At 63.1% G+C, this 21,119-nt stretch carries 20 protein-coding genes; 13 read left to right on the top strand and 7 right to left on the bottom strand.

Annotation, left to right across the window (positions count from 1 at the left end; translation table 11 throughout):
- Positions 1-167 precede the first annotated feature (167 nt).
- Positions 168-1,175, bottom strand: coding sequence for a type I glyceraldehyde-3-phosphate dehydrogenase (gene gap / locus AC6UAL_RS03460; protein WP_500681967.1), 1,008 nt, complete (start codon positions 1,173-1,175; stop codon positions 168-170).
- A gap of 239 nt (positions 1,176-1,414) precedes the next feature.
- On the opposite strand from gap, the gene AC6UAL_RS03465 reads away from it, so the two are divergent.
- Complete coding sequence (locus AC6UAL_RS03465; RefSeq protein ID WP_500681968.1) at positions 1,415-1,915, top strand: hypothetical protein; 501 nt, start codon at positions 1,415-1,417, stop codon at positions 1,913-1,915.
- Between the two features lie 116 nt (positions 1,916-2,031).
- Here the strand turns inward: AC6UAL_RS03465 and thiE are convergent, their stop codons facing one another.
- Both thiE and thiM read right to left on the bottom strand, forming a co-directional pair.
- Positions 2,032-2,685, bottom strand: a complete 654-nt coding sequence (gene thiE / locus AC6UAL_RS03470) for a thiamine phosphate synthase (RefSeq protein WP_500681969.1) — start codon at positions 2,683-2,685, stop codon at positions 2,032-2,034.
- Between the two features lie 109 nt (positions 2,686-2,794).
- Positions 2,795-3,559 carry a hydroxyethylthiazole kinase gene (gene thiM, locus AC6UAL_RS03475; protein WP_500681970.1) on the bottom strand — a complete coding sequence of 255 codons (765 nt, stop codon included), beginning with the start codon at positions 3,557-3,559 and terminating at the stop codon, positions 2,795-2,797.
- A 271-nt stretch (positions 3,560-3,830) separates the two neighbouring features.
- Between thiM and trmB the strand changes: the two genes are divergently transcribed.
- The 9 genes from trmB to AC6UAL_RS03520 all read left to right on the top strand — a co-directional run bounded on the left by trmB (position 3,831) and on the right by AC6UAL_RS03520 (position 13,206).
- Positions 3,831-4,424, top strand: a complete 594-nt coding sequence (trmB, locus tag AC6UAL_RS03480; RefSeq protein ID WP_500681971.1) for a tRNA (guanosine(46)-N7)-methyltransferase TrmB — start codon at positions 3,831-3,833, stop codon at positions 4,422-4,424.
- 5 nt (positions 4,425-4,429) lie between these two features.
- Complete coding sequence (gene tgt, locus AC6UAL_RS03485; RefSeq protein WP_500681972.1) at positions 4,430-5,560, top strand: tRNA guanosine(34) transglycosylase Tgt; 1,131 nt, start codon at positions 4,430-4,432, stop codon at positions 5,558-5,560.
- Positions 5,557-6,093: a preprotein translocase subunit YajC gene (gene yajC / locus AC6UAL_RS03490; protein ID WP_500681973.1), complete on the top strand. Its 537-nt coding sequence runs from the start codon at positions 5,557-5,559 to the stop codon at positions 6,091-6,093. Before tgt ends, yajC begins: the two co-directional genes overlap by 4 nt.
- Before the next feature lie 109 nt (positions 6,094-6,202).
- Positions 6,203-7,147 carry an EF-hand domain-containing protein gene (locus tag AC6UAL_RS03495; RefSeq protein WP_500681974.1) on the top strand — a complete coding sequence of 315 codons (945 nt, stop codon included), beginning with the start codon at positions 6,203-6,205 and terminating at the stop codon, positions 7,145-7,147.
- Positions 7,125-8,021, top strand: a complete 897-nt coding sequence (locus AC6UAL_RS03500; protein ID WP_500681975.1) for a shikimate dehydrogenase family protein — start codon at positions 7,125-7,127, stop codon at positions 8,019-8,021. Before AC6UAL_RS03495 ends, AC6UAL_RS03500 begins: the two co-directional genes overlap by 23 nt.
- A gap of 107 nt (positions 8,022-8,128) precedes the next feature.
- Positions 8,129-9,586 carry a cytochrome c peroxidase gene (locus AC6UAL_RS03505; protein ID WP_500681976.1) on the top strand — a complete coding sequence of 486 codons (1,458 nt, stop codon included), beginning with the start codon at positions 8,129-8,131 and terminating at the stop codon, positions 9,584-9,586.
- A 14-nt stretch (positions 9,587-9,600) separates the two neighbouring features.
- Complete coding sequence (locus AC6UAL_RS03510; protein WP_500681977.1) at positions 9,601-10,374, top strand: MBL fold metallo-hydrolase; 774 nt, start codon at positions 9,601-9,603, stop codon at positions 10,372-10,374.
- Positions 10,375-10,493: 119 nt separating this feature from the next.
- A complete protein-coding gene (locus AC6UAL_RS03515) occupies positions 10,494-12,836 on the top strand; it encodes a beta-N-acetylhexosaminidase (protein WP_500681978.1) in 2,343 nt (780 codons plus the stop codon).
- A gap of 16 nt (positions 12,837-12,852) precedes the next feature.
- Positions 12,853-13,206, top strand: coding sequence for an SEL1-like repeat protein (locus AC6UAL_RS03520; protein ID WP_500681979.1), 354 nt, complete (start codon positions 12,853-12,855; stop codon positions 13,204-13,206).
- 101 nt (positions 13,207-13,307) lie between these two features.
- Here the strand turns inward: AC6UAL_RS03520 and AC6UAL_RS03525 are convergent, their stop codons facing one another.
- Both AC6UAL_RS03525 and AC6UAL_RS03530 read right to left on the bottom strand, forming a co-directional pair.
- Positions 13,308-13,811, bottom strand: a complete 504-nt coding sequence (locus AC6UAL_RS03525) for a DciA family protein (protein WP_500681980.1) — start codon at positions 13,809-13,811, stop codon at positions 13,308-13,310.
- 64 nt (positions 13,812-13,875) lie between these two features.
- Positions 13,876-14,109: a ferredoxin gene (locus tag AC6UAL_RS03530; protein ID WP_500681990.1), complete on the bottom strand. Its 234-nt coding sequence runs from the start codon at positions 14,107-14,109 to the stop codon at positions 13,876-13,878.
- 109 nt (positions 14,110-14,218) lie between these two features.
- Here AC6UAL_RS03530 and AC6UAL_RS03535 point away from each other — a divergent pair, with 109 nt between their 5' ends.
- The 3 genes from AC6UAL_RS03535 (at position 14,219) to AC6UAL_RS03545 (ending at position 18,962) form a co-directional block, all read left to right on the top strand.
- Positions 14,219-14,854 (top strand): hypothetical protein, encoded by a 636-nt coding sequence (locus AC6UAL_RS03535; RefSeq protein ID WP_500681981.1) that lies wholly within the window; start codon positions 14,219-14,221, stop codon positions 14,852-14,854.
- A gap of 14 nt (positions 14,855-14,868) precedes the next feature.
- Positions 14,869-17,034 (top strand): apolipoprotein N-acyltransferase, encoded by a 2,166-nt coding sequence (gene lnt, locus AC6UAL_RS03540; RefSeq protein WP_500681982.1) that lies wholly within the window; start codon positions 14,869-14,871, stop codon positions 17,032-17,034.
- Positions 17,035-17,237: 203 nt separating this feature from the next.
- The gene (locus AC6UAL_RS03545; RefSeq protein WP_500681983.1) at positions 17,238-18,962 is read left to right on the top strand and encodes a hypothetical protein; all 1,725 of its coding nucleotides are present in this window, start codon (positions 17,238-17,240) and stop codon (positions 18,960-18,962) included.
- A gap of 149 nt (positions 18,963-19,111) precedes the next feature.
- On the opposite strand, the gene rfbB is transcribed toward AC6UAL_RS03545, so the two are convergent.
- On the bottom strand, positions 19,112-20,182 hold the full coding sequence (gene rfbB / locus AC6UAL_RS03550; RefSeq protein WP_500681984.1) for a dTDP-glucose 4,6-dehydratase: 1,071 nt from the start codon (positions 20,180-20,182) through the stop codon (positions 19,112-19,114).
- 131 nt (positions 20,183-20,313) lie between these two features.
- Complete coding sequence (locus tag AC6UAL_RS03555; protein WP_500681985.1) at positions 20,314-20,793, bottom strand: GNAT family N-acetyltransferase; 480 nt, start codon at positions 20,791-20,793, stop codon at positions 20,314-20,316.
- Between the last annotated feature and the right edge of the window lie 326 nt (positions 20,794-21,119).

Raw genomic sequence — 21,119 nt, forward strand, 5'->3', positions numbered from 1 at the left:
CCGGCAGCTTTTGCCCCTGCCTTCCCCCGCCCCCAAGAACGAGCCGCGCGAATGTCAGCTTGTTGGGCCTCCGCACGCTCCCTCCTCCCTCATCACAAAAGAAAGCAGAGGGATGCCGAAGCATCCCTCCGCACAAAGTCATGCAGCTACGCTAGCTGAGGAAGAACTTAGGCGATGGAATCGCCCAGCTTCTTCATAGCCTCGGCAGCGCGGTTGGAGTAACCCCATTCGTTGTCGTACCAGCCGCAAACCTTGACCATGTTGCCGCCGACCACGTAGGTGAAGCCGGAGTCGAAGATGCAGGAGTGCGGGTTGGAGACGATGTCCTGAAGCACGAGAGCCTCCTCGGAGTACTCGAGGATGCCCTTGAGCGGACCCTCGGCAGCCTCCTTCATGGCGGCGTTGACCTCCTCGACGGTCACATCCTTCTTGAGGATGGCCACGAAGTCGGTCAGAGAGCCCGTCGGGGTCGGCACGCGGAAGGAAGCGCCGTTGAGCAGGCCCTTGAGCTGGGGAATCACCTCACCGATGGCCTTGGCAGCGCCGGTCGTGGTGGGGATGATGTTGATAGCGGCCGAGCGCATACGGCGGGGATCCTTGTGGGGCAGGTCGAGGATGCGCTGGTCGTTCGTGTAGGAGTGGATGGTGCTCATCATGCCCTTCTCGATACCGAACTTGTCGTTGAGAACCTTCACCATCGGGCTGAGGCAGTTCGTGGTGCAGGAAGCGTTGGACACGATGTTGTGCTTGGCGGGATCGTACTCCTGATCGTTGATGCCGATGCAGAAGGTGAGGTCGGGGTTCTTGGCGGGAGCGGAGATGAGAACCTTCTTGGCACCGGCCTTGATGTGACCCTCAGCCTTGGCGCGATCCGTGAAGAGACCGGTGGACTCGAGGACGACGTCGACGCCGAGCTCAGCCCAGGGAAGCTGATCGGGGCCCAGCATACCGCCGAGAATCTTGATGGCGTGACCGTTGACGATCAGGTTGTCGCCGTCGATTTCAACAGTGCCGTTGAACTTGCCCTGCGTGGAGTCGTACTTAAGCAGGTGAGCGGTAGTCTCGATGGGGGTAAGGTCGTGGATGGCAACAACCTTCTCAAGCTCGGTCTGGGACATGGCGCGGAGCACGTTGCGACCAATGCGACCGAAACCGTTAATAGCGTATTTAGCCATATGTATAAGGATGTGTTCTTGTTTCTTTTGCCGCCAAGCCACCCGGCCCAGCGAGCCAACCCGATTGTAATGCGGCCCCGCGATTCCGTCAACTAAAATTTTGCGTGAAAAAGAAAAAACACGAAGCTGCGCGATCCGACGCCCCGAGCAACAAAATTTCGCCGGAGCGAGACTCTTCATGTTTGACAGGCTGCTGCGGACGTGTTAGTCTCGCGTTGTCCCAGCCGACCTTTGCCGACATGAAAAATCCCCTTCTCTGCTGCCTGCTCACCTGTGCCGTTGCACTTGCCGATGAAAGCCCGATTGCACCGCACGGCGCCGGCCCTGCCGCCGAATCCGCCGCCCTCCCCGAAGCCGACGCTCTCCCCGAAGCCGAAGCCGAAGCCAACGGCGACTACGACGTCCTCACGGAAGCCACCATGTTGCTCACGGAGTTCAACATGCTTTTGTCCTCGACATCCGCCACGCTCAGGGGCGTCACCGACCGCGCCTCGGCCGATGCGGCAGCCGACGAACTCGAAAAGCTCAACGACTCTCTCTCCGACGTCTTTGACAAGCTACTGGGATGCTCGGAGCTGGCGGAGGGCGGTGTCGAGAACCCGTACGTCCGCGAGGCCATCGACGATACCAGACGCTTCCTGATGCAGATCGACGAACAGACGAGCGACTTGGAAGCCAAGGACTTTTACGGTTCCGACACGCTCCGGCGCGCGCTCTTCTGCGGCGAAAAACAGCAATAGAGCAGCCCGAGTTTCCGCCTTGGCCCCCCGCACGCCAAGCTTGACAAGGAGCGGAGGCCGACGCGACGGGGAGTCCGCCCTACCCCAAGCGCTCAAGTGCTCGGCTGTTCGAGCTCTCACGTGCCCGGCTGCTGCCGGGCAGCATCCCAACAGCGGCGAAGCTCAGCGGCGGCCGCGCGAGGATCCGGCTGCCCGCAGACGGCACTGACAACGGCTGCGCCGTCCGCCCCCGAAGCCGCGATCTGCGGCAGCATCGGCAGCTTGATACCGCCGATGGCCACGGCCGGACAGGGCTTGACGGCCAGTGCCCGCGCGAGGCCGACCCATCCCATGGCCGGGGCGGCATCCGCCTTGGTCGGCGTCGCGAAAACGGGGCCGACGCCGACGTAGTCAACAAGCGAGGCGTCCACGGCCCTCATCTCCTGCTCTGAGGAGACGGAAAGGCCGAGCAAACGGTGCGGACCGATGAGAGCTCGCGCCTCAGCCGCGGGCAAATCCTGCTGCCCGATGTGCAGCCCGTCGGCATCGAGCGCGAGACACACATCGGCATGGTCATTGACAATGAGCGGCACGCCGAGCGGCGCCAGCAGCTCCTTGAGGGCGCGTCCGCAGCTCAGCCAACGACTTTTCTCCCACTGAGGAGCCCGCAGCTGCACGCAGCTCGCGCCCCCGGCCACCGCAAGCCGCGCCGTCTCCACCATCCCTCGCTCACCGCCGCAGAGCTCGGGGTCGAGCACGAGGTAGAGCGACAAATAATCAGGGTTTCTCATACACCTGCCTGAATCGTTCGGCGACGTCCGGCTTCTCTCGCCATCGCGTCCGCCCACCATCCGCCCACCATCCGCCCACCATCCGTTCACCATCCGTTCCCATTCATCATCAGCGACTCAGTGCATCGATGTAGGCCGTGCGGAAACTGCCCGGTCCCTGCGCCTGAGCGGCCGCGGCCTCCGCCGCTTTCTTGGCCATCATGCAGGCCGCCGCAACGGCCTCCGTCCTCTGCCCGGGCGAAGCGGCGATGAAGGCCGCCGCGAGAGCGGAGAGAGAGCAGCCCGTACCCACCACGCGCGTGGCCGTCTCCGAACCTCCGCCGACGGACAAGACGCGTTCACCGTCCGTGATGAAATCCGTCGCACCCGTAACGCAGACGACGCAGCCGTGCAGGCGCGCCAAATGCCCCGCCGCCTCGAGAGCCGCCTCACTACCCTCCGTGCTGTCGACCCCCTTGCCGCCGCTGCCCAGTCCGGCGAGAGCGCGAATCTCCGAGCCGTTGCCGCGGATGGCCGCCGGGCCGAAGCGCAACAGCTCGGCCAGTTGGGCATCGCGCCAGGGCAGCAGCCCGGCGGCGACGGGGTCGAGCACCCAAGGCTTGTCGTGCGCCTTCGCCGACTCGATGGCGAGTCGCATCGCGCGCACCAGATCCGCGCGCAGCGTGCCGACGTTGATCAGCACAACCGAAGCCACGGCCGCAAAATCCGCGGCCTCCTCCGGCGCGACAATCATGGCGGGCGATGCGCCGGCGGCCAGCAAGACGTTGGCCGTCATCTCCTGCACCACGTCATTGGTGATGCAATGAACGAGCGGTCGGCAGGCGCGCAGCGCCGCGAGCCGACTTTGATAAAGTTGGTCACTGAGGGTTTCCATAGCGTCGAAAAGGTCTGCAAGCGTGCGGAGCATGGCCGCATCGGGGCGAATCTTAGCCCGACGCACCCCCGCCTGTCAAGCCTCAGTCGCGCAGTAGTGTGCAGCGGCCGGGCGCAGCAGCAGGGCACAGCAGCAGGGCACAGCGGCCGGAAGAGCTCCGCGTCTCGCGTCCCTCGTCCCGCGCCGCTTGGCACCCCGCACGCGGCCGCTGACTCGTCATGCCGCATTTCGTCTTTGACTTTCTGCTCAAGGTGAGATAGAATGCCCGCGCATGAACAGCGCGTACGTACCGGATGACTATTTTCGCCGACATCGGGTCAGCGATATCTTCGGCGACGGCGAAAGCTGCGAGGTCGACCTCGGCTGCGGTGACGGCGGCTTTCTGCTCGCCATGGCCGAGCACTACCCCGAGCGCCGCTTCCTCGGCATTGAGCGCTTGCTCGGTCGCGTTCGCAAAGTGTGCCGCGATGCACAAAAACGCGAACTGGACAACCTGCGCGTGCTGCGCATCGAGAGCCGCTACTTTCTCGAATGGTTCATCGAGCCGGGCTCCGTCAGTCGGCTGCACTACCTCTTTCCCGATCCCTGGCCCAAGGAGAAGCACCACAAGAACCGCCTTGTGCAGGAGGATTTCATCCCCGTCTTGCATCGGGCTCTCACCGTCGACGGCTCCTTTCTCTTCAAGACGGATCACGAGGGCTACTTCGAGTGGGTCTGCGAGCGCATGGAGGCCTCTCCGCTCTTCAAGCGGGTCGAGTGGAGTGCGCCCTTTTACCCCAAGACGGATTTTCAACAGCAGTGGGAGGCGATGGGCAAGCCGATTTACGCCGCCGAGTTTCGCCGCTGCGAGCTGCCGAATAGCTGACCGCCATGTCCTTTGAGCTTCTTCATACCGACCCGAGCGGCGCGCGCCGAGGTGTCCTGCACCTGCCTCACGGCGACGTGCAGACGCCGATTTTCATGCCCGTGGGCACGCAGGGAACGGTCAAAACGCTGCATCCGGACGAGCTTGAGGCGCTGGGGGCTCAAATCATTCTGGGCAACACCTACCACCTCTGCCTGCGCCCGGGGGATGAAGCCATCCGCGATCTGGGCGGTCTGCACCGCTTCGCGGGCTGGCAGCGCCCGATGCTGACGGATTCAGGCGGCTTTCAGGTGTGGAGCTTGGCGAGGCTGCGCAAAATCACGGAGGAGGGCGTGCGCTTCTGCAACCACATCGACGGCGCCTACATGATGCTCAGCCCGGAGAAAAGCATGGAGATTCAGGCGAATCTCGGCAGCGATATTGCGATGCTTTTTGATGAGTGCCCGCCCTACCCCTGCGATCGGCGCTACGCCGAGAAGTCTCTGGAGCTGACGCTGCGCTGGGCTCGCCGCTGCAAAAACTGGATCGACGAACATCAACCGCGCAGCGGCAACGGTCTTCAGCAGCACTTCGGCATCGTGCAGGGCTCGGTATTCGCCGATTTGCGCCGCCGCTGCGCCGAAGAACTGGTCGCGATGGACTTCGACGGCTACGCGATCGGCGGTGTGTCCGTGGGCGAGCCCGAGGAAGAAATGCTGCGAGCCATTGAGCACAGCACTCCTTGGCTGCCGCAGGACAAAGCCCGCTACGCCATGGGGCTCGGCACGCCGGTGCAGCTGCTCGAGATGATCGAGCGCGGGGTTGACATGTTCGACTGCGTGATGCCGACGCGCCTCGCACGCCACGGCGTTGCGCTGACGCCGGACGGCCCGATTCACATCAAAAATGAGCGCTGGAAGGCCGACACAAGCCCTCTGGATCCGGAGGGGCATCCGCATGTGACGCGCTTCACGCGCGCGGCTCTCAGGCATTTCTTCCGAGCCGGAGAGATGATCGCCCTGCGCGTGCTCTCGTTTCAGAATCTTCACTTCTATCTTCGACTCATGGCGCAAGCGCGAAGCGCCATTGAGGTCGGTCAATTCGCTGCGTTCAAGCGCAGCTTCATCGCGCGCTACCAAGCCAACAACATACAATGAACAACTCCGTTATCCTCGCTCAGGCCGCTCCCGCAGCCGACGCTCCCGCCCCTGCCCCCGCTCCGACTCCCGCCCCCGCTCCGGCTCCTGCTCCCGCCCCGGCAACAGACGCCGCTCCGGCTCCTGCTCCCGCCCCGGCAACAGACGCCGCTCCGGCCGCCGGCACTCCGCCGACCGGCAATGAGACGCAGGCCGTGACGACGCAGCCCGTCAACGATGTCCCCCCTGCGGATCAGCAGCAGGAAGGGGGCAGCCTCTTTGACATGCTGCTGCCTTTCATCCTGATTGCCGTCATCTTCTACTTCCTGATCATTCGTCCGCAGAAGAAGCAGCAGAAGGAGATGCAGGAGCGTCAGGACAGCCTGAAGGAGGGCGACAAGGTCATCACGGCGGGCGGTCTCTACGGCATCATCCGCGAAGTGATGCAGGATGCCGTGCGCCTCGAACTTGCGCCGAACGTGGTGATCAAGGTTGACAAGCGTTCGATTGCCGCGAACATCTCGAAGAGCGGCTCTCCCGAGAATAAAAAGTAAAGATTTGCACTTGGCGCAATCTTTTCAAGAACCCCGCGCGCTGCGCGGGGTTCTTTTCGTCATGAGGCTGATGTTGTATCTCTCTGCTCCTCTTCTGCTTTGCTCCTCTATGGCCCCGTTGTTCACCGCACACGAGGGGCTCAACAAAGGAAGCGAGAGTGCTCCGGATGGCCTCAGCGCCCAGCAGCTGCATGCGAACCGAGAAGCCGCCGACGAGGGACAGCAGCTCGCAGCAGCTCCCCGTCGCCCGAACGACATGGGGCGCGAGCAGATTGCCTGCTGCCTCGTCGTTCGCAAACTTCTCATCGAGAACTATGATCTGAATCGCGACGGCAAACTTGATGAGCAGGAACTCGCCAAGCTGAAACGAGACGCGCGGGTCAAGCAGGAGAAACTTGCCTGCCTCCTCCTCTCCGCCGACGATGCGAGCGGCGGCGAAAAACTTCAGGCAACGGAATCACGCCGCCTGAGCCTCTTTCTGGCCTGCAAGCCGGCCAATGAAGTCGAGCCCGCCACCGCACCGAAACCCACCGTGCGACAAAAGGCTAGGCTCGCGGGCGAAACCGCCCAGCGGCAGGAAGCCGCCCCCGATACGACAGCCCGGGCTCTGCCCCGAGCGTCCGACCTGCCGCGCTCGAGCATTCCGGTGGCCTTCATGGCGCAGCACCTGATCATCGAAACCTACGACGCCAACGGCAACGGCAAACTCGATCCGCCGGAGATCCTCAAGATCAAGGCGGACGGCATGCTGCTCTACCGCGCCCGCGAGCAGGCTCTCATCGAGCAATTCGACCTCAACGGCGACGGAAGCCTCTCGCTCACGGAATGGAAGATTGCCATTGCCCTGTGCGAGCACGACCGCCGCTTCGCGCGAGCCATGCGGCACGCAGGAGCGTGGGATGAGCGCTTCTCCGAATCTTGTTACGATTTGGAAATCATCCTCAACCTCTGCCGCGAAAACGGCATCGACATCGAAGTCCGTATCGATCAGCAGGGAGATTTTCGCGTAAAACTGATTTCCGCAGACGACCATGAATCCGTTTCTCTGCCCTGACGAGCTGGAAAAAGCCTGCCGAGATGCCGCCGCTCCGATACGGCTCGGCGTCATCGGCAACCCGATTGCCCATTCGCGTTCCCCTCAGATGCAACAGGCCGCTCTCGATGCAGACGGCCGCGCGCTGCGCTACGTGCGCCTGCTCTGCGGCACCGGAGAGGGAGACTTCGCCGCGCTGCTGCGCCTTCTCGCCGATCTGCGCTTCATCGGCGCCAACGTGACGGTTCCCTTCAAAAAGCAGGCATACGAAGCCTGCGCCTCGACGGATGCGCTGGCGGCACTGTGCGGTGCCGTCAACACCCTTCGACGGCGCGAGGACGGGAGCTGGGAAGGCTTCAACACCGACGGCCCGGGCTTCTCGCGAGCGATTCAGGAGGAGACGGCGCGCCCGCTCGCCTCGCTTCGCGTCCTCATTCTCGGCGCCTGCGGCGGAGCGGGCTCGGCTCTGGCATGCCAGTGCGCCCTCGAAGGCTGCCCGGCGCTGACTATCGTGAACCGCCCTCGGCCGGAGCTGGGCGTGGCGGCAGAGCGCCTCGCTCCGCTGACGCGCGGCGTCGTCCGCTGCGCCTGCTTCGGCGATCCGGCTCTCGCCGACCGAGTGGCCGAAGCCGAGCTGATCGTCAACGCCACGAGCCTCGGGCTGCGCGAAGGCGACGCCCTGCCCTTGGATCCGTCCCTGCTGCGTCCCGGGCAGTACGTCTGCGACATCGTGCCGCACGACACCCCCCTGCGCCGGGCTGCCGAAGCTCGCGGCTGCCTCACCGCCAACGGGCTCGGCATGCTCCTCTGGCAGGGCGCCCTCTCGTACGAACATTGGTTCGGCCGACTTCCCGATACGGACCTGATGCGACGAGCGCTCGCCGATGCGGAATAACGCACCAACATCTCCGCCCTTTTGTCGTTTGGAAGCCGTTTTCACGGCGGTTTGGGCTTGAGTTTCTCCGCCCCGCATGCTAGGATGAGCGAGCCTTTCCCATTGTCATGAACAACAATCGCTCCTCCTTTCTCACGTACGCGACTGCCTTTGTAGGGGTTTGCGGCGCAGCGGCCGTGGTGTCCGCCTTCTCCGTCATGCTGACCTCCCCGTCGGCGGAAGACCTGCGCATCTCGCGCTTGTCTCAGCAAGACGCCAAACAGGAAGCCGAACAGATTCTGCAGGACAAGTGCGCGAGCTGCCACGGACCGAATGCCGCTTACAACAGCGACCTCAATCACCTCACCTTCGGCATGATGGAGCGCCACGTCACGGGTGCCCGGCGCGCATGGCTCATGGAAGGCGACAGCAGCATCCGCCGCGACGCCGTCGACCTCTTCAAGCTAAACAGAACGCTGGAGCGGCGCCACATGCCGCCCACCTCGTATTCGGCCATTCACTGGGGCAGCCGCCTGACGCCGCGGGACGTCGCCGTGCTCCGCAAGGCCTTCGCCATGCCCGAAGAAGGGGAAAATCCCTACATCGGGCCCATTATGCCTGCCGAAACTCCCTCCGCCGAACAGGCAGCGAAGATAGAGCTCGGCAGCCTGCTCTTCTACGACGGCCGACTCTCCACGACAAACACCGTCTCCTGCTCCTCCTGCCACGACCTCACCAAGGGCGGCACGGATAACAAGGCGAAGTCGGAAGGCGTCCCCGGAGCGGACGGCAAACCGCAGCTCGGCGGCGTCAACGCACCGACGGTGTTCAACGCCTCGGGCCACATCTGCCAGTTCTGGGACGGCCGCGCTCGCGACCTTCAGGAGCAAGCCGGCGGTCCTCCCCTCAACCCGGTCGAGATGGGCTACGCCAAACCCGAAGATTGGAACGCCATCATCGCTAAATTGCAGCAGGATCCCGATCTGGTCGCCCGCTTTGCGCTCGTGTTCGGCGAGCGCGGCATGACGGCCGAGACCATCACCGAGGCCATCGCCGCCTTCGAAGAGACGCTCGTGACGCCCTTCTCGGCCTTTGACGACTACCTCATGGGCAACGACAAAGCGCTGACGGATGACCAGAAGGAAGGCTGGAAGCTCTTCCTGGCGCACGGCTGCGCGACCTGCCACGGCGGCTCGGCCATGGGCGGCCACAGCTTCGAATACATCAACACCTTCGGCGACCTGCGCGCCGAAGCGGCGCCGGCCGACTACAAGGAAGGCGCCTTCGGACGCATGGACTTCACGAAGCAGGAGAACCACCGCGACCTCTTCCGCGTGCCCACGCTGCGCAACGTCGAGCTGACGGCTCCGTACTTCCACACGGGCACGGTGGCATCGCTCGAAGAGGCGGTGCGCATCATGTTCAAGACGCAGTCCGAAACGCCCGTCACCGCGAAGCAGGTGCAGCAGGTGGCCGACTTCCTTCGCTCGACGACGGGGTATTACAAGGGCAAAAAGCTCAGCGAGCTGCGCCCCGAAGACGTCACGCCGGCCAAGTATCTCAATCCGCAGGTGAACCAGAAGTAAGGGAGACGGCAGGCATGCTGCGATTTTCGGTTTTGGCGTCGAGCAGCAAGGGCAACGCCACGGTGATCAGCAGCGGCAAAACGTCGCTGCTGGTCGATGCGGGCATCAGCGCCACGCGCATACGCACCGGGCTCAAGGAATGCGGCCTTGAGTTGCCGAAGCTCGCCGGGCTTTGCCTCACCCACGAACACCACGATCACATCTGCGGTCTGGGCGTGCTGGTCAAACGCGGACCCCTGCCTATTTTCTGCACGCGCCACATGCGGCAAGAGTTGCTCGGCGTGGCGCCTCATTCCCCCTTCACCTGTCTGGAGCCGGGGCAGCCCGTTCAGATCGGGGACATCACCGTAACCGCCTTCTGCACGAGCCACGATGCCATTGACCCGGTGGGCTTCCTCTTCGAAAGCGGAGAGAAGCGCCTCGGCTACGTCACCGATACCGGACGCATCATGCGCGAAATGCGCGAACTGCTCCGGGGCGTCGATGCGCTCTACCTCGAGTCAAACTACGATCCCGACATGCTGAAGCAGTCGCAGCGTCCCCGCATGCTCATCGACCGCATTGCCGGACGCTGGGGGCACCTCTCCAACAGTCAGGCAAGCGACTTCGTGCGAGACATTGCTCACGAGGGACTTCGGCACATCGTGCTCGCGCACCTCAGCGAAGAGTGCAACACGCCGCAACTCGCGCTGAGCAACATGCAGCACACCGTCGCCGAACTGGGACTCCCCGCAGAAGTGCGCTGTGCACCCGCCGCCAACCGACTTCCCTGGATTGAGCTGAGCTAGAGCCGACCTCCCCGCACTTCCTCCCCGAAGCTTGCAGCCGCTGCGCGCGATTCTGACATACTCGGCGCAGCGGCGCTCTTTTACCTTGACCCGAGGGGTGGATTTGGTAACATAGTTGCATGAGAACAACCACACTCATGATGATAGCCGCGTGCGGCGCGGGCACACTCTTTGCCCAAAGTGCCAAAGAAGTTGCGGATAATCTCAGAATGCCTGATCTGAAGCCCGGAGCCACGCAGTTTCCGGTGCCGGAGGCGCCCGGAGCCGAAGTAACCATCCTCGGCGCTGACTATGAACAGATTATCACCGACAAAGGCAAAATCAGCCCCGTCATTTCCGACACCCCCGTCAACATCAGCTTCAAAGTGACCAAAGACGGCAAAACCGCCGTCAGCAAAGACTACGGCCTGACCATCCGGCCGGAAAAGGCAGCGGAAGAAGGGCTGAACCCGAAGCCGCAAACCATTCCGGCCCTGCTCGAATGGAAGGGCGGCAAGGGCACGCTGAAACCCGGACGCATCGAAGTGACGGCGGACGGCAAGGGCATCAAGACCCTGCCGATCAAGGAAATTCAGGACGAACTGAACAGCCGACGCGCAGCGGGTGAGGCCGGAAGCGACGCCACCACCCTCGTGAAGCTCAACTTGGTGAAGGACTCCGCCTACAACTTGGGCGACGAAGGTTACATCCTCAAGATCTCGCACAACGGCGTCACCATCACCGCCTGCACCGAGCAAGCCCTCTACTGGGGAACGCGCTCGCTCGTCCAGATTCTGCAACTCCACGACGGAGAACTGCCCTGCGGCACGGCCATCGACTTCCCCCGCTACGGCCTGCGCGGCTTCATGCTCGACGTCGGTCGCGTCCCGATTCCGATGGACTACCTCTTCGACGTCGTGCGCACGATGGCTTGGTACAAGATGAACGACTTGCACCTGCATCTCAACGACAACTACATCTTCCACGAGAACTACGTGGATGCCGGCAAGGATCCCTTCGTCGAGAGCTATGACGGCTTCCGCCTCGAGTCTCGGATGAAGAGCCGCGACGGGCGCCCCATCACCTCGCGCGACCTCAGCTACAGCAAGAAAGAATTCCGCGCCCTGATCGAATTCGCACGGGCGCGCGGCGTCAACATCGTGCCCGAGTTCGACACCCCGGGCCACGCCCTCTCGTTCACGCGCACGCGGCCCGACCTCATTTATCAGGGCCCGATGAGCAACCCGAAGCGCCGCTGCGAAATGCTCGATGCCTCTAACCCCGAAGCCCTGAAGTTCGTCGGCAAGGTCTGGGATGAATACCTCAAACCCGATAAAAAGATCGGTACGGCCGTCTTCGAAGGCTGCACGGTGCACATCGGTGCGGACGAGTTCTACGGCGCCAATGAGGACTACCGCAAATACATGGACGGCCTCGTGAAGTTCGTCATCAGCCGCGGCTACACGCCGCGCGTCTGGGGCAGCCTCAACCACAAACCCGGCAAGACTCCCGTCCAAGCCGAGGGCGTGCAGCTCAACCTCTGGAGCAGCGGCTGGGCCAAGGCTTGGGACTCGGTCAATGACGGCTTCGACGTCATCAACACCAATGACGGCGCCCTCTACATCGTGCCCTTTGCCGACTACTACCGCATGGATCTCCGCCCGAAACAAACCTACAACAACTGGAAGCCCAACGTCATCGGCGGAGAAACCCTGCCGGCCGGGCACCCGAAGCTTCTGGGCGCCACCTTCGCCATCTGGAATGACATGACGGACATGCGGCACAACGGCTACGCCCCCTACGACATCTGGGGCATGTTCAGCGACTCCGCTGACATCCTCAGCCAGAAGATGTGGGGCACCGAGCAAAACCCGGTCAGCTTTGAGCAACACAAAGCCATGATCGCCAAACTCGGCGTCGCGCCGGGAACGAACCCCTACAAACTCCAGCCCTGGCCCAGCTTCAAGCTCGATCAGAAAGTTCAGGGCGCCAAGAAGCTCGACCTCGGCTCCGTCGGCCCGAACTACCACCTGACGATGAAGCTGACGCTCAAGAAAGCCCCCAAGGGCCGCAAGCAGGTGCTGCTCAGCTCGCGGGACGGGCAATTCCTGGCGGTGAACAAAGAGGGCAAAGTGGGCTTCAAGCGCAACGACTCCATCGAGTTCTACTGGGACTGCGAACTGCCCGTCGGCAAGGAAGTGACACTGGAACTCATCGGCAAGCCCGGCAGCACCGAGCTGATCATCGACGGCAAGAAGGCCGAAGGCCTCACCATGAAGGCCTTCAAGGGCGGCAACAAGAAGCTCAAGCCGACCTTCATCCTGCCGCTGCAAATGCTCGCGCCCTCCTTCCAAGGCGAAGTCAGCGCGCTGGAAGTGACGCACGAAACGCCGGAAAGCCTGCGCGACCGCTTCAAATCTGACGCCAAAGAGCCCGAAGCTCCTGCGGGAGACGCCGTGGCCACCCCCGGCTCAGGCGTGTGACAGGCCTCGCATCATCATGAAAGACGATTCTGAGACCGAGTACGAGCTCGGAGCCAAAGCCTTCCGCGAAGGGCGAGCCGGCGAGGGAGCCGAACACCTCCGCCGCGCCGCCTTTGCCGGGCACGCCGAGGCCCAGAACCAACTGGCTCGCATCTACTTCGCGCAGACGCGAAGCCGAGACGACATCGGGCGTCTTGAAGCAGCGGCTCAAAGCGGCGACCACGTCGCCATGTTTGTGCTGGCCATGTGCTTCATCGACGGCAAACTCATCGACAAAGATACGGATAAAGCCATGACCGTTCTGCAGCACGCAGCCAAGCGAGGCAACCTGATGGCGGCCTCCATGCTCCGCGGAACGCAGGCGAGCTGAGGCTCACACCGCGAAACAAAACACAGCACCCCTCGCCGCTCACATCTTGCAGCGGCGAGGGGTGCTTGCTTGTCGAGACTGAGGCATCGGCCGCAGCCTCCTCAGCCGAAACGCACGCGAATACTGCGAACCGACCCTTCGCCCAGCTCGCGGTTGAGCGCCTGAACGAGCACCTGCCGCAAGGTCAGAATCTCGCGGTGCACAAGAGGATGCATCGTGCGCAGCGTCGCCACCCCCTTCACCACCGACACCAGCTCAGCCTGAGGCCCCAGCACCGGACCGGCCGCACGCAGCCAAGCCTCTTCCAAAAGCTCGGGCGCCAACTCCGCCACCTTGAGATTCATCCCGCTGAGCAACTCGCCGAGCACGGAATCAACGGAACGCATATTGGCGCGAAGCGACAAGCGCGGCGGCACCCCGTAAAAATCCGACAAAGCACGCCCGTTGAAACGGCGCTTCAGACTCTCACAGCGCACGGCGCGCTCGGAACCATCCTCGAAGCGCACCATGCGGAAACGGCGCGCCGCAGGCGGTGCGGGCGGCAGCGGCGCACGAGCATCGGCCTCAACGCGCGAGGCATCCGCCTTTCGACGACGGGGCGGCATCAGTCAAAAAAAGAGCCCGGAGGCGCAAGGCCCCCGGGCCGTTTCAAATGAATCGCGTTGCGCCTTACTCGCCGTCGTCACCGATAGCCTGCACGGGGCAGCCCTCGAGAGCCTCCTGGCAAAGAGCAACTTCCTCATCGCTCACCGGCTGCTTCTGCACGAAGGAGACACCTTCGTCATCGTCGCGTGCGAAGAAATCGGGAGCCGTCTCACGGCAAAGATCGCAGTCGATGCAGCTGCTGTCAACGTAGAACTTACCGGGAACATTCTTTTCTGTCTTTTCGTCGATATCGGCCATGGCGTGTATGTGGGGGGTGTAATGCTTCCCCGAGGTATTTTCGCTCATTTTGGCGGGAATGCAATCATTTTTTATTGCAACAGAGCTTTTTTCGGGTAAAAATACCGACGTGCAAAACGAAACGGAAACTGAGCCCGCCCCGTCGAAACCCGCCGGAACACTGCGCCGCCGAGCACTCATAGCCCTGATAGCCGTCGCCGTCACCGCCATCATCCTGAACATCCTGCTCGCCCTCAACACCAACATGCGCGGCGAGGGGAGAGACATGCACACCCCCTTCCCGTGGCAGGCAGCGGGCGTCACCATCGACGACGTGCGCGTCGGCTGGATCCCCGCAGAAGACCAGCCCCTGCTGCGCCGGCGCGGCAACTTCGACTCCACCGCCTACGTCCCCGCCGCCGTCATCAACTTGGAAGAAGCCGAGGGCAGCGGGCGCATCTACGCCTCCTTCTGCAACAGCGCCGGCAACCGCTACAGCGACCTCATCGTCCTGCGCTACCGCGACGGCAGCCTTGAAGAAAAACACGACCCCGGCATCGACGCCTCCGGACAAAAAGCCGTCATCAGCATCGCCGCCGGACTGCCGACCGAAGCCGACCTGCGCGAAATGCAAATCCGCGACGACCTCAAACTCTGGACACTGCGCCTCGAAGTGCAACCCGACGGGCAAGACCGCGCCACCGAGCTCGGCCTCATCACCATCGCCCCCGCCGCCGTCACCCCAAGTGAACTGACGGAAGACTAAGCCCCCGCCCCTGCATGAACGCCGACCCCACAGCCCAAGCCCCCGCCTCCTCCGAGGCCGCAAGCGGCAACGCCCCCTCCCCCTCCGACAACAGCCCCTCGGCGCCCCCCACACCGGCCCCCTCAGCGCCGCCCCCGGCCGCCAAATCCCGGCGTTGGCAACGGCGCCTGCTCTGCCTCGGCGGCGGCATCCTCACCGCCCTTGCCTTCCCTCCCTACGACTACAGCATTCTGGTCTGGTTTGCCCTCATCCCCCTCCTGAGCGTCATCTGGACGGGCCCCGCCAAATTCTGGCCGAGCTTCCGCGCGGGCTGGCTCTACGGCATGGGCTGGTACTGTGTCAGCTTCTGGTGGATCACCGAAGTCAGCCAAGTCTTCCCCCTGCTCAACAACAGCTTCGGGAGCACGGCAGACATGCCCGCCCTGCTCGCCGACAACCCCGACCTGCTGCCCGCCCTCAACAAAACCTTCTTCACCCTCATCGCCTTCCTGCCCCTCATGGCGCTCTACGCCCTGCTGCCCGCCCTCTGGGCCGGCATCGCCGGCACCCTGCTGCGCCCGACACTCAGCAAAGGCCCCGAGCAAGACCTCAGCAACGCCTCGCACGAACAGCGCAAAGAAGCATGGAGCCGCTGGGCTGCCGCCGACACGCGCAGCAGCGTCATCAGCGCCCTAGCCCTAGGCGCCCTCTGGGTCTGCATCGAATGGCTGCGCGCCCACTACCTCTGCCTCGGCTTCAGCTGGAACAGCCTCGGCAGCGGCCTCTACGACGGCCTCGCCTTCGCCCAGTGGGCCGAATACATCGGCGTCAGCGGACTGTCCATCATACCCGCCGCCACCGGCATCATCATCCGGAGCGCCGCCCGGCGCGCCTACCTGCACCAGCGCGGCATCGGCCGCGTCAACCGCCCGTGGGACTTCTACGCCACCGTCATCGCCCTCTTCGTCCTCTTCCTCGGCGGTCTGCTCATGGCGCGTCACAACTCCGTCAGCGGCCTGCTTGCCGCACAACAAAAAGCCGAGCAAAACGGCGCCCCCGACCGCTGCCTCATGCTCCCCGTTCTGGCCGTGCAAATCAACCTCGACCAAGTCGAAAAAATGAGCATGGCCGACGACCCCGCCTTCCGGCAAAAAATCCACGAACAATACATCAACCTGACAGGCAGCGCCTACCGAGACATCATCAAACGCGCCGTCGACCGTGCCCGCCAAAACCAAGACTACGCCTTCAGCCCCCGCCTGCCCCTCTGGGTCATCTGGCCGGAAAGCGCCCTGCCCGACCACCTCTGGCGCGACGTCTCCCGCGACCGCCTGCTGCCCGACGCCCTCAACACCCGTCGCCTGCTCGGCGAAAACGGCCTGCCCGGCCTGAGGCGACAACTGGCTGAAGAACTCGGGGCAGCCCCCTTCGTTCTCCTCGCCGGCGGCGACGAAATCCTGCTGGAAGAAAGCGACGGCAGCAGCCCGAGAGACATCCCCATGAGCGACGGGCGCCACCTGCGCCCCGCCGGCATGTACAACTCCCTCCTCATCATGCCCGACGGGCTGGAAAGCGCCCGCACCACCGCCAAGCAGCACCTCATGCCCTTCGGCGAATACATCCCCTTGGTCACCACCATCGAATGGATCGGCAGCGCCTACTCCGCCCTCACCGGCACCCAAGTCGGCGACGGCATCCGCCCCGGCAGCAACACCGCCCCCATCAGCGTCCCCCTGCCCGGCAGCGAGCAAAGCGTCAGCATCATCCCCGCCGTCTGCTACGAAGACACCGTCGGCGACCTGCTGACCCAATTCGTGCGCCCCGAAGCCCAAGTCATCGTCAACGTCACCAACGACGCCTGGTTCCGCAACTCCTCCTGCGGCGAACAGCAGGCCCGAGCCGCCGCCTTCCGCTGCATCGAACTGCGCCGCCCCATGGTGCGAGCCGCCAACATGGGCGTCACCTGCTGCCTCGCTCCCAACGGAGCCCCCATCGACGAACTGCGCCGCGACGACGGCCGCCCATGGACCGCCGGCTACAGCTACGCTGAACTCCCCGTAGACCTCAGCGGCCGCATCACCCTCTACGCCCGCTGGGGAGACTGGTTCAGCGCCCTCTGCGCCCTCGGCGTCATCGCCCTCATCACCCGTCGGCAACTCCTCCGCCGCGCCGCCCGTCGCCGCCGAGCCGAGCAAGCCTGAAGCCCCCGCAGCCGCCCGACTACCCGCATCCGCCCGTCCTCCCGCGTGCGCCCGCCCGCATCCGCCCCGACCGCCCCGGCCTCGGTTCGGGCGGCCGACCCGCTCACAAATATCATTGACACAACGGAACGACATGAGGTAGAATGGCCAAGCCGCCCGACAAAGGCGGCACCTCACTTGCAACATCCCAACAACAAAACACCATGAACATCCGTACAGCCCTACTGACCCTAGCCATCGCGACGAGCCCCGTCTACGCCCAGCAACCGGCCGCCACCCCCTTGCAGGACAACATCAAAGCCACGCAGCAAAACAGCGCCTCGGCCGCCACCGCAGAGCAACTCGCGGAACGAATGCCCGCCCTTGCCCTGCTTCCCTCAAAGCTCAGCGCCTCCTTTACCATCAAGCTCGGAGACCACAACTACATCATCCAATCCGCCGGCTCCGTCGCCATCGGCACCGCGGGCGACCTCGGCACGCTCCTCGAGTACGCCCACTTCACCTTCCTCATGGAGGAATTGGCCTTCTCGAATCCGGATAACGAGCAGGAAAAAGCCGTGATCCAAGCGATGGAAGAGAACCTCCGCCAACTGATCGCTAGCGCCGCCCCCCTGAGCATCGAGCCCATCTACATAGCCACCGTGCTGGAAGGAGATCGAGCTGAAATCGCCGTTGCAGACTTTGAAGAAGGCATGGTCATGCTCGCCAAGCAATCCGTCAGTCTGGAAGAACGCCCCGACGGCTGGAAAGATCTGGCCATAGACCTCTACGGCGAAGCCGTTTCAGGCGGAGAAAGTGAGAAGATGCGCCAATGGATGCGCCCCATGTTTGAGGGCGTGCGCATCCACATCTGCTACCGTGTCGAAGGCAAGGTCATCCGCATCTGCATCTGCACCGATCCGACCCGGATGCAGTGGCCCACCGGCATCGCCGACTCACGCCTCAGCGACTCGATCGTTCAAAACTCCCTGCCCGACGGCCATTGCGCCGCCGCCTTGCAGATGAGCAAAGACACACTCGCCTCCCTCAGCCGAGAGATAAACAGCGTCGCGACCCTCTACGATCAAACGGAAAGCACGGAAGAAGCAACCGACATGCTCCGCCTCGCCTCCGGCCTCTTCAACCTGCTCTCCTGCGAAGACCTCTCCATCGGCCTCACGGATCAGGGCCGCGATGGCCAAGTCCGCATCAACTTCGGCCTCAAAGGCATCAACTTCCGCCCCGCGCAGCTGAACCTGCCGAAGGCAGCCGAACAAGACGACACCTTCCTCTATGTCGCCGCCGGCCCGATGAGCATCAACTCGGAAGGCCTTGACCAAAACATCGCCTCAGCCATCGGCACCATGAGCGAAGGCTTCAGCCTCATCGGCATGACACAGGCAGGCGCACCCGCCGCCGCCCTCAGCCTCAACATCCTAGACGCCCCCGCCTTCTCCCGCATCTGCAAGCAGATCACCGGGCAGGATTTTGACCTCAGCAAAGCCATCCGCTGGCAAGTCACACCCGAGCTCACCCTCACCGGCAAACTCGACGGCCAAAAATTCGTCCTCAGCAGCCATGACGAGAGCGCCGCAGCCCTCACGACCGACGTCACCGGCATCGACGCCTACAGCGGAGCCGTCTTCACCTTCAAACCGGGAGCACTCGGCGAGCTGCTGACGGCGATCGACAACAACATGGTCTCCACCATCGGCTACCTGCTCGGAGACCTCAGCGAAACGGCAGAAAGCGTCACCGGAACCCTCTGTGACCGAGACGGGAAACTCACCCTGAACATCAGCTTCAAAGGCTCGGAAATGCCCCTGCCCACCGTCGACATCCGGCCGACCCCCGCCCTTGAGCCCATGGATGACGCCCCCGCCGACGAAGAAACAAGCCCGGACGAATACGACGAAGAAACCGTCACCACGGAGGAAATCGACGACTGACCGCGTCCGCCAACACCCCCCCATCATCCCCCGCTGCCTCGCCCCTCGGCGACAGCGGGGGCTTTTTATGCCGCGCCGCCGCAGCAACCTCACCCGCGCACCCCTCCGCGACAGGCAAAAGCCGCCCCGCCCACGCTGCCCCGCCCACCTCAGCGCCCGCCGTACATCTCCTCATAATATCGCGCGTACTCACCCGAAGTCACGCGATCCACCCACTCCTGATGCTCCAGATACCAGCGCACCGTCCTCTCCAGCCCCTCGGCAAAAGGCACCGAAGGCTGCCAGCCCAACTCCCGACCCAGCTTCGACGAATCCATCGCATAACGCAAATCGTGCCCCGCCCGATCCGTCACAAATGAAATCAACCCCTCGCTGAAACCGGGCGCACGCCCCAGCAAACGATTCGTCGTCTCAACCAGCAAGCGCACCAAATCAATATTGCGCCACTCATTAAACCCGCCGATATTGTATGACTCACCGGGGCGTCCCCGGAGAAAAACCAACTCCAGCGCGCGCGCATGATCCTCCACATAAAGCCAATCGCGCACATTCTCACCGCGGCCGTAAATCGGCAGCGGCCGCCCCAAGCGAATATTATTGATAAAGAGCGGAATCAACTTCTCCGGGAACTGATAAGGCCCGTAATTATTCGAACAATTCGTCACCAGCGTCGGCATACCGTACGTATCGTGGTAAGCCCGCACAAAATGATCCGAAGAAGCCTTCGACGCAGCATAGGGACTGTGAGGCTCATAGCGCGACAACTCCGTAAACGCCGCCCCCTCATACCCCAGCGTCCCGTAAACCTCATCCGTCGAAACATGCAGAAAAAGCCGCCCGCCCCAGTCCCCCCGCCACGCCTCGCGAGCCGCCTCCAGCAAACTGAGCGTCCCCATCACATTCGTACGGGCAAAAACAAAAGGGTCCCGTATCGAACGATCCACATGACTCTCAGCCGCCAGATGAACCACACCATCAACGCCATACTCGGCAAAAATCGAGCGCAGCGCCTCAAAATCCGCAACATCAGCCCGCACAAAACGATAATTCGGCGCATGCTCCACATCCCGGAGATTATCCAAATTGCCGGCGTAAGTCAGCTTATCCAAATTCACCACACACCAATCGGGATGTTGCAGCACAAAACGCCGCACCACATGCGACCCGATGAAACCCGCGCCACCCGTCACCAAAACACAGCGATGAACACCCGTAGACATACAAAAACAAAGAAGCACCTGCATCCTAGCAAAAGACACAGCCCGCGTCAAACACATTCCGCACCTGCGCCGAACACCAAAGGAAAACGCGCCGAAACGCAACAAGCCCCCGCCGTCCGACGTCCCCGTCCTCAGCCCTTCCCCTCGCGGCACCTTCTCATCAAAAAATTCCTCAGCGACACCCCGCGCAACACCACCTCCCGCTCACAAACAAGCTCGTAACCGCGCCGCTCAAAAAATCCCCGCGCCGTCAGCGACGCATGAACCGTCAAACACCCGGCCGACACACAAGACTCCAGCACATCGCACAAAGCCGACCCAACACCCCGGCCCTGATAATCCTTGTGCACATACAAGCGATCCAAATACCCCTCCGGACTTATATCGCCAAAGCCCACCAAGCACCCCTCATACACAGCCACATAAGACCGATGCGCCAGCAGCGAAGCATTCCAGCGCCGCAGGTCCGGCAGCTCAGGCGCCCAGACCTGCAACTGCTCCGGCGAATAATCACGGGCATTCACCGCATGCACCGTCTGATAAAACAAAGAGCACAACGCCGGCAAATCCGCAACAGCGTAAGGCCTTATCTCCACACTCAAACGCATCATCTCAACAAGTGCGCCAACAACGCACGAAGGCATCATGCCACAGCCCCCCGCAACAGACAAGCAAATAACGCCTCGGCAAAACAATCAGGGGGAAGGAGCACAAGGCCCCTTCCCCCCGGCAACAGAGAAAAACGCACACCAACTTTCAGCCCTCAGAAGCGCAAGCGGTAACCCACCGACGCATCCACCGAACTGTACTCGCGGTAAAACTCCGCACTCACATCCGCGAACACGGAACCGCAGCCCTCGCCCAGCGGCACCGACACACCCGCGCCCAACTCCACGCCAAACACACCCACCTGCGCCGACTCCACCGCCGCGCGACC

Origin of the sequence: Candidatus Parakkermansia intestinigallinarum, from assembly GCF_944389695.1 — a bacterium.
Classification (GTDB): domain Bacteria; phylum Verrucomicrobiota; class Verrucomicrobiia; order Verrucomicrobiales; family Akkermansiaceae; genus Akkermansia; species Akkermansia intestinigallinarum.

What these genes read in the sequence shown, in the direction of transcription:
- gap (WP_500681967.1), bottom strand. Translation starts at nt 1,175, where the DNA reads ATGGCTAAATACGCTATTAACGGTTTCGGTCGCATTGGTCGCAACGTG.
- AC6UAL_RS03465 (WP_500681968.1), top strand. Translation starts at nt 1,415, where the DNA reads ATGAAAAATCCCCTTCTCTGCTGCCTGCTCACCTGTGCCGTTGCACTT.
- thiE (WP_500681969.1), bottom strand. Translation starts at nt 2,685, where the DNA reads ATGAGAAACCCTGATTATTTGTCGCTCTACCTCGTGCTCGACCCCGAG.
- thiM (WP_500681970.1), bottom strand. Translation starts at nt 3,559, where the DNA reads ATGGAAACCCTCAGTGACCAACTTTATCAAAGTCGGCTCGCGGCGCTG.
- trmB (WP_500681971.1), top strand. Translation starts at nt 3,831, where the DNA reads ATGAACAGCGCGTACGTACCGGATGACTATTTTCGCCGACATCGGGTC.
- tgt (WP_500681972.1), top strand. Translation starts at nt 4,430, where the DNA reads ATGTCCTTTGAGCTTCTTCATACCGACCCGAGCGGCGCGCGCCGAGGT.
- yajC (WP_500681973.1), top strand. Translation starts at nt 5,557, where the DNA reads ATGAACAACTCCGTTATCCTCGCTCAGGCCGCTCCCGCAGCCGACGCT.
- AC6UAL_RS03495 (WP_500681974.1), top strand. Translation starts at nt 6,203, where the DNA reads ATGGCCCCGTTGTTCACCGCACACGAGGGGCTCAACAAAGGAAGCGAG.
- AC6UAL_RS03500 (WP_500681975.1), top strand. Translation starts at nt 7,125, where the DNA reads ATGAATCCGTTTCTCTGCCCTGACGAGCTGGAAAAAGCCTGCCGAGAT.
- AC6UAL_RS03505 (WP_500681976.1), top strand. Translation starts at nt 8,129, where the DNA reads ATGAACAACAATCGCTCCTCCTTTCTCACGTACGCGACTGCCTTTGTA.
- AC6UAL_RS03510 (WP_500681977.1), top strand. Translation starts at nt 9,601, where the DNA reads ATGCTGCGATTTTCGGTTTTGGCGTCGAGCAGCAAGGGCAACGCCACG.
- AC6UAL_RS03515 (WP_500681978.1), top strand. Translation starts at nt 10,494, where the DNA reads ATGAGAACAACCACACTCATGATGATAGCCGCGTGCGGCGCGGGCACA.
- AC6UAL_RS03520 (WP_500681979.1), top strand. Translation starts at nt 12,853, where the DNA reads ATGAAAGACGATTCTGAGACCGAGTACGAGCTCGGAGCCAAAGCCTTC.
- AC6UAL_RS03525 (WP_500681980.1), bottom strand. Translation starts at nt 13,811, where the DNA reads ATGCCGCCCCGTCGTCGAAAGGCGGATGCCTCGCGCGTTGAGGCCGAT.
- AC6UAL_RS03530 (WP_500681990.1), bottom strand. Translation starts at nt 14,109, where the DNA reads ATGGCCGATATCGACGAAAAGACAGAAAAGAATGTTCCCGGTAAGTTC.
- lnt (WP_500681982.1), top strand. Translation starts at nt 14,869, where the DNA reads ATGAACGCCGACCCCACAGCCCAAGCCCCCGCCTCCTCCGAGGCCGCA.
- AC6UAL_RS03545 (WP_500681983.1), top strand. Translation starts at nt 17,238, where the DNA reads ATGAACATCCGTACAGCCCTACTGACCCTAGCCATCGCGACGAGCCCC.
- rfbB (WP_500681984.1), bottom strand. Translation starts at nt 20,182, where the DNA reads ATGTCTACGGGTGTTCATCGCTGTGTTTTGGTGACGGGTGGCGCGGGT.
- AC6UAL_RS03555 (WP_500681985.1), bottom strand. Translation starts at nt 20,793, where the DNA reads ATGATGCGTTTGAGTGTGGAGATAAGGCCTTACGCTGTTGCGGATTTG.